Genomic DNA, 12,990 nt, shown 5'->3' on the forward strand with positions numbered 1-12,990 from the left:
GGCTGAATGATGCGCTAGTGCCGAAGCCATCGGTTCGTGACCCGGAGATAAGATGGCCCGCGCCCTCAAGATCGCGCCCGGCGATAGCGTCGCCACCCTGCTCGACGACGCGCGCGCGGGCGAGGCCGTCGCGCTGGCCGGGGACACGCTGACCCTCGCGCAGGACGTGGCGCGCGGGCACAAGGTCGCGGTCGCCGCGCTGGCGTCGGGCGAGGCGGTGATCAAATACGGCTATCCGATCGGCCACGCCACCGCGCCGATCCGCCCGGGCGAGCACGTCCACTCGCACAACCTCGCCACCGCGCTCGACGCCACGCTCGACTACCATTACGCGCCCGCACCGCCGGCGACGCTGGAGCGCTCGGCGCCAGCGAGCTTCCTCGGCTATCGCCGCGCCGACGGGCGCGTGGCGACGCGCAACGAGATCTGGGTGCTGCCGACGGTCGGCTGCGTCGCGCGCACCGCCGAGCGGATCGCGACGCGCGCCGCCGCGCTGGTCGGCGACGCGGTCGACGGCGTCCACGCCTTCACCCACCCGCACGGCTGCTCGCAGCTGGGCCAGGACCTGGGCGGGACGCGCGCGATCCTCGCCGCGCTCGCGGCGCATCCCAACGCGGGCGGCGTGCTGATCGTCGGGCTCGGCTGCGAGGAGAATCAGGTCGCCGCGCTGATCGAGGCGATCCCGCCCGCGGCGCGCGGCCGGGTGCGCGCGCTCACCGCGCAGGCGAGCGTGGACGAGGTGGAGGACGGCGTCGCGATCGTCGCCGAGCTGGCCGAGGCGGCGCGCGCGACGCGCGAGCCCTGCGCGCTCGGCGAGCTGGTGCTCGGCGTCAAGTGCGGCGGCTCCGACGGTCTGTCGGGGCTGACCGCCAACCCGCTGGTCGGCCATATCAGCGACCGGGTCGTCGCGGCGGACGGCAGCGTGGTGTTCACCGAGATCCCCGAGATCTTCGGTGCCGAGCAGGCGCTGATGGATCGCGCCAGCGACGCGCGCGTGTTCGACGGCATCACCGGGCTGGTCAACGGCTTCAAGCGCTACTTCCTCGACCATGGTGAGACGGTCTCGGAGAACCCCTCGCCCGGCAACGTCGCGGGCGGGATCACCACGCTGGAGGAGAAGTCGCTCGGCGCGGTGCAGAAGGCCGGACGCGGGCCGATCAGCGACGTGATCGGCTATGGCGCGGCGGCGCGCGCGCGCGGGCTGACGCTGCTGGAGGCGCCGGGCAACGACGCGGTGTCCTCGACCGCGCTGGCCGCCGCGGGCGCGACCGTGATCCTGTTCACCACCGGGCGCGGCACCCCGCTCGGCTTCCCCGTGCCGACGGTGAAGATCGCCTCGAACAGTGGCTTGGCGACGCGCAAGCCGGGCTGGATCGACTTCGACGCGGGCGCGGTGCTGGAGCGCGGCTTCGACGCCACCGCCGACGCGCTGCTGGCGCGCATCGTCGCGATCGCCTCGGGCGAGTCCACCGCGGCCGAGCGCAACGGCGAGCGCGAGATCGCGATCTGGAAGCGCGGCGTGACGCTCTGAGGGGAGCTCTACTCGCCTGACGTTCTTACCAGTCCTGCCCTGCGTGGGGAGGTGTCCGCGCGTCAGCGCTGACGGAGGAGTGCCCCCGATCGTGAGTCAATTGACCCTCGCTGCCCGGTCACCGCTCCGTCAGGCCTGCGGCCGGCCACCTCCCCTTACAGGGGAGGATCAGCCGGAGCCCGCTGCGAGGCTACAAGGCGATCCGCTTGGCCGCCACCGCCGCACGCCTCCCTCGCCGCGCCGCGCTCACCCGCGCACGCGTAGTCCAGAAGCCATAGACCGCGAGACTGCCGAGTAGCGCCAGCGCCAGCCCCGAGGCGGTCATCGCCAGCTTCCACGCCAGACCGCCGACCTTGGCCGCGTGAAGCGGGTAGAGCTTCTCGCGCATGCGCTCGTGCGCCCCGCCGGTCGTGGGATCGGCGACGCCGACGATCTCGAGCGTGGCGGGGTCGGCGTAGACGAAGGTGCGCCCGTTCGGCGTCCACTCGGACGGCTGCCGCAGCCGCAGCGCCAGCGGCGCGCCCGCGCCGCGGGGCCATTGCACCCGCCTCAGCGCCGCACCGGGGAAGCGACGCGCGGTCGCCGCGAGCAGCGGGGCGAAGCGCCGCGGCGCCGCGGTCGGCGCGTCGGTCGTCGCCAACTTGGGCGGCCGGACCCGGTCGCTCGCGCCGAGCGGTGCCAGCAGCAGCCGCTCCACCGCCGGCAGCGCCATCATCGCGCCGGTGAGCAGCGACAGCGCGAGCAGCGGCGCGGTCAGCACGCCGAGGTCGCGGTGATGGTGGACGATCGCGCCCGAGGTCATCCGCGCCGGCCACAGCCGCGGGCGGAAGCGCGCGCGCGTGCGCCACCACAGCACGACGCCGCTCACCACCAGCATCAGCCCGACCAGCGCCGCGACGCCGTTCACCGTCTCGCCCGCCTCGCCGAGCAGCAGCCGGTGGTGGAGGTCGAACAGCAGCAGCTCGGGCCGCTGCCACGCGCTCGACCAGCGCGCCACCAGCTCGCCGCTCTGGCTCAGATAGGCACCACCGCCGTCGCGGAACACGACCTGGTGCACGCCCAGCCCCTCGCCCGCCAGCGTCACGCGGTCGAGCGGACGCGCGCCCGCCGCCAGTGAGTCGAGCACGCGCGCGAGCGCCGCGGGATCGTGCGTCACCGCGTCGCCCGCGTGCGGCACGAGCGTCAGCCGGTCGCGCCACACCAGCAGCGCGCCGGTGATGCCGAGCAGCGCGAGCAGCGCGCCGACGATCGCGCCGACCCAGCGGTGCAGCAGCGCCAGTGCGCGCATCAGAAGCTCGCCTGCCAGCTCAGCGTCGCGTTGCGCCCGCGCCCGGTATAGAAGCGCGCATTGTCGGTCGGCCCCTGCGTGTCGCTGTAATAAGTGACATAGTCGGTGTTCCCGAGATTCTGCACGCTCAGCATCAGCCGGCCGATCGGCGCATCATAGGCGAGATAGGCGTCGAACAGGCGGTACCCGCCGAAGTCGTTCGCGATCGGCTGCCCCTGGAAGCGGCGCGACAGGTAATAGCGCCCCTGCACCCGCGCGCTGAAGCGCCCGGCGCGATAGTCGGCGCTGAAGTTGAGCCGGTCGGGCGAGATATTGGCGCCGTCGAGGTCGGCGTCGAGTCGGCCGTCACCGTTCGTGTCGGCCCGGCCGGTGACGTGGCTGTAGCCGAGCGCGACGTTGAGTCCCGGGAGCGGCGTGAGCGTGTCGAGGTTGATCTCCAGCCCTTCGATGTCGATCGGCTGGCGCACCACATTGAAGATGCCGTCCTCGCCGCGCACCAGCACCGAGCCCGCCTCGCTCGACGAGCGATAATAGGTGCTGCTCGCGGTGAGCGGGCCGCGCTTGAACTCGACGCCCACCTCACGGTTGTTCGAGATAACCGGGGTGAGATCGAGGAAGTCGTCGATCCGCACGTTCGGCTGGTTCACCGCGCGCAGCACGCGACCGATGTCGGCGATCGTATAGCCCTCGGCGTAGCTGCCATAGGCGCGGATGCCCGCGGCGGGCTCGAGCACGACGCCGCCGTTCCACAGCGCGCGCTCGAACGCGGGCGAGCCGCCGGTGACGCGGCGCGCGCCCGAGGTCGCCAGCGTGGTGTAATCGGGCACGTCGAGCCGGACATTCTCGTAGCGCACGCCGCCGGCGAGCCGCACCAGCCCGTCCGCCAGCTTCAGGTTGCCCTGCGCGAACGGCGCGAGGCTGCGGAAGTCGGTCCGCGGCACCCACTCGCGTCTGGTCTGAACGAGCGTCTGCGCGGTGCGGTCGACCAGCGCGTCGAACCCGGCGGTGAGCGTCAGCGCCTCCCAGCCGGGCACCGCGCGCTCGTAGCTCACCTTGCCGCCGAGCTTGCGCGAGACGTTGCGCGACTGGTCGAACAAGGTGCCGACCGGCGCGATCGCGGCGTCCTGGAAGGTCGCGAGCACGCCGCCCGCGAAGGTGTCGCTGGTGCGATTGTAGAAGCCCTGCAGCGTGAAGGCCCCGCCCGCCAGATCGCGGTCGGTGAGGGCGGCCGAGACCATCTGCGCGACACCGGTCGAGGGCTGCCCCGGCGTCGAGCCGCGCCGCGTCGTCGCCGGGATCCCCAGCGCACGATCGCCCTCCACCGGGACGTAATGGTCGCGTCCCTCGAGATGGAAGCGGCTCGCCACCACCTCCAGCCGCGCGCCGTCGCTCAGCGCGACGCCGGCGCGCGCGAAGAAGGAGAGCGTGTCGGTGTCCTGGATCTCGCTCTGGTTGCCGTCATAGCCGATTCGGCGCCCGCGCCCGTCGAGGAAGGCGCCGCGCCGCTCGAACGCCGCGCCCGCGGTCGCGTCGACGCGACCGGCGCGGAAACTGACCAGCGCGCCGAGCTTGCCGCCGAGCGACTCGCCCGAGAGATCGTCCCCCGCATTGCCCTGCACCAGCGTGCGCCCGCTCCAGCCGTCGCGCTCGGGCGCGCGCACCGTCACCTGGTTGACCACGCCGCCGGTGGCGCCGATGCCCTGGAGCGCGTTGGAGCCGTAGATCACCTCCACCCGATCGATGAAGAAGGGGTCGATCGTGTAGCCGTCGCGCGCGCCGTCGCGGATCGGCGTGGTCTGCGGGATGCCGTTGATCGCGTAGAGCGGCGAGCGGCCGCGCAGCGTCTCGCCGACGCCGGTGATCTTCTCGCGCGTCGGCGAGAAAGCGGGGAGCAGCGCCGACACCGCGTCGACCACCGATCCCGACACCGCGACCTGGCGCGACAGCGTCTCGCGATCGATCACGTCGACGGTCAGCGGCAGCGCGCTCGCGGGCAGGACGGTGCGCGCCGCGGTGACGACGACCTCGCCGTCCCCCGGTACGGGCGCGCCCGGCAGCTGCGCGCTCGCGCCCGAGGCGCACAGGGCCGCCAACACTCCCCAGCTGATCCGCATCTCGTCCCCTTTCCCCCGAGTCGCCGGCCCGGCCATCCTCCTCTCGTGCTCCCGCGCACGCGGGAGCCCAGCAGCCCCGAGCGCCACCGGCCGTGGCTCTCCTTGGCTCTGGGTTCCCGCGTTCGCGGGAAAGCAGCTGATGACCGAGCCGATGATCCTTCGCAGCGCGATAAACGCCACATTAAGCTAATGCAAGTCGGTTGCATTAGTCTACGTCCCGTTGATCGCGCGCGACGGTCACTGGCGCCGCCGCATCGCTGTGCTACGCTCGTCACAGAGGCGGACACGTCGGAGAGGGAGCCAGCTATGGCATGGGGTTCGAAGGGCCTTGGCGCGGTCGTCGCCGCGGCAGTGATGGCGGCGCTGGCGTCACCGGTCGGCGCGGCGGCGCAGACCACCCCCGCTCAGCCGGACGCGCCGCCGACCGCGGCGACCTACACGCCCGCTGCCGCCAATCTCGCCGCGCGGACGTGGTTCCAGGACGCCAAGTTCGGCGTGTTCCTCCACTGGGGACTCTACAGCGAGCTGGGCGGCAGCGGCTCGCCCGGGCTGGCCGAGTGGATCATGCAGGAGAACAAGATCCCCGCCGCCAAATACGAGCGGCTCGCGCATTTCTTCAACCCGACCCGGTTCGATGCCGACGCCTGGGTGCGCTCCTTCAAGGACGCCGGCGCGCGCTACATCGTCATCACCAGCAAGCATCACGACGGTTTCGCCATGTTCGGCAGCAAGGTGTCGCGCTACAATGTCGTCGACGCGACGCCGTTCAAGCGTGACCCGATCGCCGAGCTGGCAGCGGCCTGCCGACGCCAGGGCGTCAAGCTGTTCTTCTATTACTCGCAGCTCGACTGGCACAACCCGGACTATTTCCCGCGCGGCCGCACCGGCCACACCACCGGCCGCCCCGAGTCGGGCGACTGGGAGAAGTACCTCGACTATCAGGACGCGCAGCTGCGTGAGCTGCTCACGCAATATGGTCCGATCGGCGGGATCTGGTTCGACGGCTGGTGGGACCAGGAGAAGACCGCGCTGCGCGACCGCTGGCGGCTCGACCGCACCTACGCGCTGATCCACTCGCTCCAACCCGCCGCACTGATCGTCAACAACCACCACCATGCCCCCTTCCCGGGCGAGGACTATCAGACCTTCGAGCGCGACCTGCCCGGCGAGAACACGATGGGCTTCAACGGCGACAGAGCGACGATCGGGCGGCTGCCGCTGGAAATGTCCGAGACGATGAACGGCAGCTGGGGCTTCAACCTCGTCGACGACAAGTACAAGTCGCCCGAGACGCTGGTGCGCACGTTGGTCGGCGCGGCCGGACGCAACGCCAATTTCCTGCTCAACACCGGGCCGATGCCCAACGGCGAGATCCAGCCCGAGAATCTCGCCACCTTTCAGGCTCTCGGCGAGTGGATCAAGCGATACGGCGAGAGCGTCTACGGCACGCGCGGCGGTCCGGTAGCTCCGGGCGCCTATGGCGTGACGACGCAGCGCGGCGACACGGTCTACGTCCACCTGCTGCGCGCGCACGACGGGCGCGTCCGGCTGCCGCTGGCGGCCAAGGTTCGCTCGGCGCGACTGCTCGACGGCGGCGCGGCGGTGACGGTCATCGCGCGCGGCGGCGCGATCGAGCTCGCTGGACTGCCGCCGCTTGAGGACGACTGGGACCAGGTGGTGGCGCTCCAGCTGCGGCGCTGACCAATCTCGATGGCTGCATTTTTGTCACCGCATTGAGCCACCATTTCCTATAGTTGCGATTGACACGCATTAGTGAGTCGTGGCGATAGCTCCCGGCGCCGCAAGGAAGCGGTGGATGGGGAAGATCGATGCACGCACTCTGGGCGACCGCCCTCGCTGTCCCGTTGTTCGTCGCGAGCGGGGCCGCGCTCGCCGGTGAGCCCGGGAGCGACGACGACGTGGTCGTCACCGGCAAGCGCGACGGTTACGGCGCCGCCGATACCGCCGCGGCCAAGACCGTGGCGCCGCTGCGTGATCTGCCGCAGTCGATCGCCGTCATCCCTGCTGCCGTGCTGCGTGACCAGCGCGCGCTCTCGCTGCAGGACGCGCTCAAGAACGTGCCGGGCATCGGCTTCGCCGCCGGCGACGGCCAGCGCGACCAGGTCACGATCCGCGGCTTCAGCGCGATCGCCGACCAATATGTCAACGGCTTCCGCGACGACGCTTTGTACTTCCGCGACCTCTCGAACACCGAGCGGGTCGAGGTGATCAAGGGGCCCGCCGCGGTGCTGTACGGACGCGGGTCATCGGGCGGGCTGATCAACCGCGTGCTCAAGCGCCCCGACGTGGACGTCACCTCGGCCACCCTCACGAGCGGCAGCTTCGGCCGCGCCCGCGCCGAATGGGACCTCGGCCGTTACGCCGCGGCGAGCGGCGTCGGCATGCGCCTCACCGGTGCCTATGAGGACAGCGGCAGCTTCCGCGAGCAGCAATTCCTGCGCCGCGTCGCGCTGGCGCCCTCGCTGCTCGTGCAGGGCGGATCGACCAGCCTCTACGCCGTCGCCGACTACGTCCGCGACCGCCGGCTGATGGACCTCGGCATCCCCGCGCTCGACGGCCGCCCCGTCGACGTGCCGCCCGGCACCTATTACGGCGCCGCCAACGCGCGCGACGCCGACACCACCGAGAGCCAGGTGTTGTCGCAGACCGTCGTGGTGGAGCACGCCCTCACCGACGGGCTGCGCTTCCGCGACGGCTTCCGTCACTATGACTATGCGCTCGAGCGCCACAGCACCCTGCCCGACTCGGTCGATGCCAAGGCGCTCACCGTCACGCTGCGCCACGGCCGGCTCGACCGGCAGGAGGAGGGCTGGTCCAACCAGGCCGAGCTGACCCAGACACTCGCGCTCGCCGGCACGCGGCACCAACTGCTCTACGGCTATGAGGCGGCGCGGCAGCTCAAGGACGCCACCACCTACGCGCAGCGCGTGGTCGCGCGCACCGCGCTGTTCGACCCGGTGCTGCCGGTGGTGGACGATCGCAGCTTCACCGCGCTGAGCGCACGCACCAGCACCACGCTCGAGACCCAGGCGCTGTACCTCCAGGATCTCGCCGATCTCGGCCACGGCGTGAAGGCGCTGGTCGGCGCACGCCACGACTGGTTCTCACAGCGCACGCGCCAGCTCCTGCCCGGGCAGCCCAATCTCGCGCGGCTCGACCGCACGTGGAGCCCCCGCGCCGGACTGGTGCTCCAGCCGGACACCGCGCAGTCCTATTACGTCTCGTGGAGCCGCAGCTACCAGCCCTCGGCCGAGACCTTCGCGCTCGCCGCCAACAACGCCGAGCTCGCGCCCGAGCGGACCGTCAACCGCGAGGTCGGCGCCAAATACACGCTGTTCGGCGGCCGGCTCGCGCTCCAGGCCGCGGGGTTCGTGCTCCGGCGCACGGGGATCAAGGGCACCGACCCGGCCGCACCGACCAAGCTGATCCCGATCGGCACCCAGCGCACGCGCGGGATCGAGCTCTCCGGCCAGCTCGACCTCGCCGCGGGGCTCCACGCCATCGCCGGCTATTCCTACCTCGACGCACGCGTCACGGCGTCGGCCAACCCGGCTTTCGCGGACAAGCGCGCGACGATCACCCCGCGCGATGCGGCCAATCTATTCGTCACCGAGGACGTGGCCGACCGGTTCGGCGTCGGCGGCGGGCTGAACTATGTCGGCGACCGCTGGGCCGATCCCGCCAATACGACGGTGCTCCCGCACTACGTCACCGCCGACGCGATGGCCTGGTGGCGCATCGGTGCGGCCCGGCTCCAGCTCAACGGCTATAACCTTGGCGACAGGCACTACATCGTCGCCGGGCACGGCACCTCGCCGCTGCTCAACCTGCCGGGGGCGCCGCGGACCGTACTGGTCACGTTGCGGCTCGACGGCTGAGCCGGCGCGTCAGAAGTCGATCGCGATCCCGTCGCGCTCCCAGTCGCCGTAGCGCACGGGGTCGCGGCCGAGCGGGTCCTGGGCAGGCCGGTCGAGCGGCTCGGGGGCGGGCACCGGCGGGTTGGGACTGAGGTGCGCCGGGGGCTTCACGTGGTCGGGGCGCTGGCCCATGCGGACGTCCTTCCGATTGATCGCTCGCGTCGACAGGGACATATGCGCGGGCATGACCTGCTTCAACCCGCGCGCGCCGCGCTGATCATGGCGCGCCCCGCCGCCCGACCCGTCAAGCCCGCCCGCCCCGCGCGCGGTCCCGACCCGCTCGGCACCGCCGCGCGCCGCGCCGCGCTGCGCCTGCTGGACGCGGTGCTCCGCCGCGGCGAGCCCCTCGAGTCCGCGCTCGCGCTCGCCACGCGCGCGCTGCCCGGCGGCCCCGACCGCGGCCTCGCCCACGCCATCGCCGCCGAGACGCTGCGCCGCCTGCCCGACCTCGACGCGCTGATCGACTCGGCGACGCGCCAGCGCCTGCCCGACGACGCCAAGGCGCGCTTCGTGCTGCGCGTCGCGCTGGTCCAGGCGCTCGCGCTGGGCACGCCGCCGCACGCCGCCATCGCCACCGTGCTGCCCCTGGTCGACGGCGGCCCCAAGCGACTGGTCCACGGCGTCTTCGGCACGCTGATGCGCGGCGGGGCGAAGCTGCCCGACGTGCCGAGCCTGCTGCCCGCGGTCGCGGAGCGCTGGCGCGCGCACTGGGGGGAGGACGCGGTGGCCGCCGCGGCGCGCGCGATCGCCGCGCCGCCGCCGCTCGACCTCACGCTGCGCGACTCCGCATCGACCGCCGACTGGGTCGAGCGGCTCGGCGGCACCAGCCTCGCGCCCGGCCATGTCCGCCTCCCCGCCGGCGCGGGCGCGGTGAGCGAGCTGCCCGGCTATGCCGAGGGCGCCTGGTGGGTGCAGGACCTCGCCGCCTCGATCCCGGCGCGGCTGCTCGCGGCCGGCACCGCGCCGGGGGGGCGCGCGCTCGACCTGTGCGCCGCACCGGGCGGCAAGACGCTCCAGCTCGCCGCCGCGGGCTATGCCGTCACCGCGGTGGACGTGTCGGAGAGTCGCGCGGCGCGACTTCGCGACAATCGCGATCGCACCGGGCTCGCCTATGACATCGCGCTGGCCGACGTGCTCGACTGGTCGCCCGACGCGCCCGCGCAGGCGGTGCTGGTCGACGCGCCGTGCAGCGCTACCGGCATCTTCCGCCGCCACCCCGACGTTCTCCACCGCGCCGGCGACGCCACGATCGCCGAGATGGCCGAGTTGCAGGCGCGCATCCTCGGTCGCGCCGCCGACTGGGTCGCGCCGGGCGGGACGCTGGTCTACGCCACCTGCTCGCTCGAGCCGGCCGAGGGCGAGGCACAGCTGACGCGCTTCCTCGCCGCCCGCGGCGACTTCGCGCTGACCCCGCCGACCGAGGGCGAGCTGCCGCAAGGTGTTGCGCCGACGCGCGAGGGCTGGATCCGGACGCTGCCGGGAACGGTCGAGGCGGTCGGCGGGTGCGACGGCTTCTTCGTCGCGCGGCTCACGCGGCTTTAACCCGGCGCCGCATCGCGCTACCTCGGCGCGCATGACCAGACCCGTGCGCATCGCCCCGTCGATCCTCTCCGCCGACTTCGCTCGGCTGGGCGAGGAGGTGCGCGCGATCGACGCCGCCGGTGCCGACTGGATCCACATCGACGTGATGGACGGCCATTTCGTCCCCAACATCTCGATCGGCCCCGCGGTGGTCAAGGCGCTGCGCCCGCACACCGCCAAGCCGTTCGACGTCCACCTGATGATCTCGCCCGTGGACGCCTATCTCGACGCCTTCGCCGAGGCCGGCGCGGACACGATCACGGTCCATCCCGAGGCGGGGCCGCACGTCCATCGCACGATCCAGCACGTCAAGGCGCTGGGCAAGCGCGCCGGCGTGGTGCTCAACCCCGCCACCCCCGCCAAGATGCTCGACTATCTCATCGACATGGTCGACCTGGTGCTGGTGATGAGCGTCAATCCCGGCTTCGGCGGGCAGCATTTCATCGACAGCCAGCTGCGCAAGATCGCCGCGATCCGCAAGATGATCGACTCGACCGGCGGCGCGATCGACCTCGAGGTCGACGGCGGGATCGACCCGGACACCGCGCGCCGCGCGATCGACGCCGGGGCCGACGCGCTGGTCGCCGGCACCGCCACCTTCCGCGGTGGGCCCGACTGCTACGCCGCCAACATCCGCGCGCTGCGGGGCGACTGACACGATGAGCAAGGACGGACGCGGTCGCGGCCCCGAGGCGCGCGGGGGACAGGCGCATCACGACGAGATCGAACCGGGCAAGCGGCTGGTGCGCGCCGCCCCGGCGACCGGCGCGCCGCTGGCGCAGCAGGTGGTGCGCTGGTTCGAGCGGCTGACCTGGCGCACCCCGCTGCACGACCGCCGGCTCGATGGGCAACACCCGCCCAAGCTGCTCGCGGTGCCGGTCGATCCCTTCCCCGGCGACGCGCTGGCGGGCGAGGCGCTGCTCGAGGGCTGGCTGTTCGCCGCGGGCGAGCAGCGCGCCATCGCCGAGCTCGACCCGCTCGCCCCGGCGCGGCCGGGCTTCACCGACTATCTCCACGGCTTCGCCTGGCTGCGCGATCTCGCCGCCACGGGCGAGCGCGAGCGCGCCGCGGTCGTCGCCGAGACGCTGGCGCAGCGCTGGCTGATGGCGCACGGCGAGCGCCCGACCGAGCCGGCGTGGCGCCCCGACGTCGCGGCGCGACGGCTGCTGATGCTCCTGTTCCACGCGCCGCTTCTGCTCTCGTCGAGCAACCTGGTGGCGCGCTCGCGCGTGCTCACCGCGATGGCGCGCGGCGCGCGTCACCTCGATCGCACCGCGGACAAGGCCCCCGCGGGTGCGCCGCGCGTGCTCGCCTGGGGGAGCGTGGTCGCCGCTGGGCTGCTGCTGCCCGGCGGCGAGACACGGCGCAGCGTCGGCGAGGACGGGTTGGCGCGCGCGCTGGCGGGCGCGCTGAGCGACGACGGTGGCGTGGTCAGCCGCTCGCCGGCGCAGCTGTTGGCGGTGATGGAGACGATCGGCCTGCTGCGCGCGCTCTATGATTCGCGCCGCGAGCCGCTGCCGGAGGCGCCCGCCGCGGCGCTGACGCGCGTGACACCGACGCTGCTCGGCAGCGCGATGGGCGACGGCGGTCTGGCGAGCTGGCAGGGTGGCCTACCGCTCGACGCCATGCGGATCAACGACGCGCTGCAGGCGAGCGGCGCGTTCGGGCGCCCGCTGCGCCAGTCGCGCGACTGGGGCTATCAGCGGCTGAGCGCGGGCGGCGCGGTGCTGCTCGTCGACGCCGCCCCGCCCCCCGCCGCGCTGGTGCCCGACGGCGGGTGCGCCGCGACGCTGGCGCTGGAATTCTCCGATGGCGCGGAGCGGCTGATCGTGAGCTGCGGCGGCGCCGGCCACGCCCGCGCGCGCGGCAACGACGCGATGGCGCAGGCGCTGCGCACCACCGCGGCGCACTCGACGCTGGTGATCGCCGACACCAACTCGACCGCGCTCAACCCCGACGGCACACTGGGCCGCGGCGTCACCGCGGTGGAGCTGGCGCGGCAGGAGTCGGACGTGGGAAGCAGGATCGAGGCCCGCCACGACGGCTATGCGCGGCGCTTCGGCTTCGTCCACCAGCGCACGCTACTGCTCACCGCCGATGGCGGCGAGCTGCGCGGCGAGGATGCGGTGCTGCCCGCGCCGCAGCCGGCGCGCTGGGGCCGCCGTGTCGAGGGCGCGATGACCCCGCTGGCGTTGCGTTTCCACCTCGGCCCCGGGGTCGACGCGGTCGCCACCGCGGACGCGCAGGCGGCGATGCTGCGCACGCCGTCGGGGGCCTTCTGGCAACTGCGCGCGCGCGCCGACCGGCTGACGGTGGAGGACAGCGTGTGGAGCGACCCGCACGGCCGGCTGGTGCCGACCAGGCAGATCGTGATCGACTCGCTCGCCCCCGCGGGCGGCGCGACGATCGCCTGGGTGCTGCGCCGGGCGCGGTGAGAGGGCGGCGCCGCTCCGATCGGCTGTCGGCCGGACGGTCAGGCGAGGTTCTTCGAAGCGGAACTTCGCTAAGCGGCACGCCAGACTGTGGCGGAGTAACGTA

Annotated in this window: 9 protein-coding genes; 6 read left to right on the plus strand and 3 right to left on the minus strand. The window is 73.0% G+C overall.

All coding sequences use genetic code 11. The features are described 5' to 3' along the window. Positions 1-52: 52 nt before the first annotated feature. Entirely contained in the window at positions 53-1,531 is a 1,479-nt protein-coding gene (locus tag K7957_RS08385) for a UxaA family hydrolase (protein ID WP_223011514.1), read from the plus strand. Between the two features lie 190 nt (positions 1,532-1,721). On the opposite strand, the gene K7957_RS08390 is transcribed toward K7957_RS08385, so the two are convergent. Both K7957_RS08390 and K7957_RS08395 read right to left on the minus strand, forming a co-directional pair. Beyond that, complete coding sequence (locus K7957_RS08390; RefSeq protein ID WP_223011515.1) at positions 1,722-2,819, minus strand: PepSY-associated TM helix domain-containing protein; 1,098 nt, start codon at positions 2,817-2,819, stop codon at positions 1,722-1,724. After that, the gene (locus tag K7957_RS08395; RefSeq protein ID WP_223011516.1) at positions 2,819-4,933 is read right to left on the minus strand and encodes a TonB-dependent receptor; all 2,115 of its coding nucleotides are present in this window, start codon (positions 4,931-4,933) and stop codon (positions 2,819-2,821) included. The genes K7957_RS08390 and K7957_RS08395 overlap by 1 nt, the downstream gene beginning before the upstream one ends. A gap of 306 nt (positions 4,934-5,239) precedes the next feature. On the opposite strand from K7957_RS08395, the gene K7957_RS08400 reads away from it, so the two are divergent. Then, positions 5,240-6,634, plus strand: a complete 1,395-nt coding sequence (locus tag K7957_RS08400) for an alpha-L-fucosidase (RefSeq protein ID WP_223011517.1) — start codon at positions 5,240-5,242, stop codon at positions 6,632-6,634. Between the two features lie 128 nt (positions 6,635-6,762). Continuing rightward, entirely contained in the window at positions 6,763-8,832 is a 2,070-nt protein-coding gene (locus K7957_RS08405; protein WP_223011518.1) for a TonB-dependent receptor, read from the plus strand. A gap of 9 nt (positions 8,833-8,841) precedes the next feature. Here the strand turns inward: K7957_RS08405 and K7957_RS08410 are convergent, their stop codons facing one another. Continuing rightward, entirely contained in the window at positions 8,842-9,003 is a 162-nt protein-coding gene (locus K7957_RS08410) for a DUF1674 domain-containing protein (RefSeq protein ID WP_183922175.1), read from the minus strand. An 87-nt stretch (positions 9,004-9,090) separates the two neighbouring features. Between K7957_RS08410 and K7957_RS08415 the strand changes: the two genes are divergently transcribed. Genes K7957_RS08415 through K7957_RS08425 form a run of 3 tightly spaced genes read left to right on the plus strand, consistent with a single transcriptional unit; the run spans position 9,091 to position 12,887 of the window. Next, a complete protein-coding gene (locus K7957_RS08415; RefSeq protein ID WP_223011793.1) occupies positions 9,091-10,413 on the plus strand; it encodes an RsmB/NOP family class I SAM-dependent RNA methyltransferase in 1,323 nt (440 codons plus the stop codon). 31 nt (positions 10,414-10,444) lie between these two features. Continuing rightward, the gene (gene rpe, locus K7957_RS08420; protein ID WP_223011519.1) at positions 10,445-11,107 is read left to right on the plus strand and encodes a ribulose-phosphate 3-epimerase; all 663 of its coding nucleotides are present in this window, start codon (positions 10,445-10,447) and stop codon (positions 11,105-11,107) included. 4 nt (positions 11,108-11,111) lie between these two features. Beyond that, a complete protein-coding gene (locus tag K7957_RS08425; protein ID WP_223011520.1) occupies positions 11,112-12,887 on the plus strand; it encodes a heparinase II/III family protein in 1,776 nt (591 codons plus the stop codon). The last annotated feature ends 103 nt before the right edge of the window (positions 12,888-12,990 follow it).

The organism is Sphingomonas yunnanensis, from assembly GCF_019898765.1.
GTDB lineage: Bacteria > Pseudomonadota > Alphaproteobacteria > Sphingomonadales > Sphingomonadaceae > Sphingomonas > Sphingomonas yunnanensis.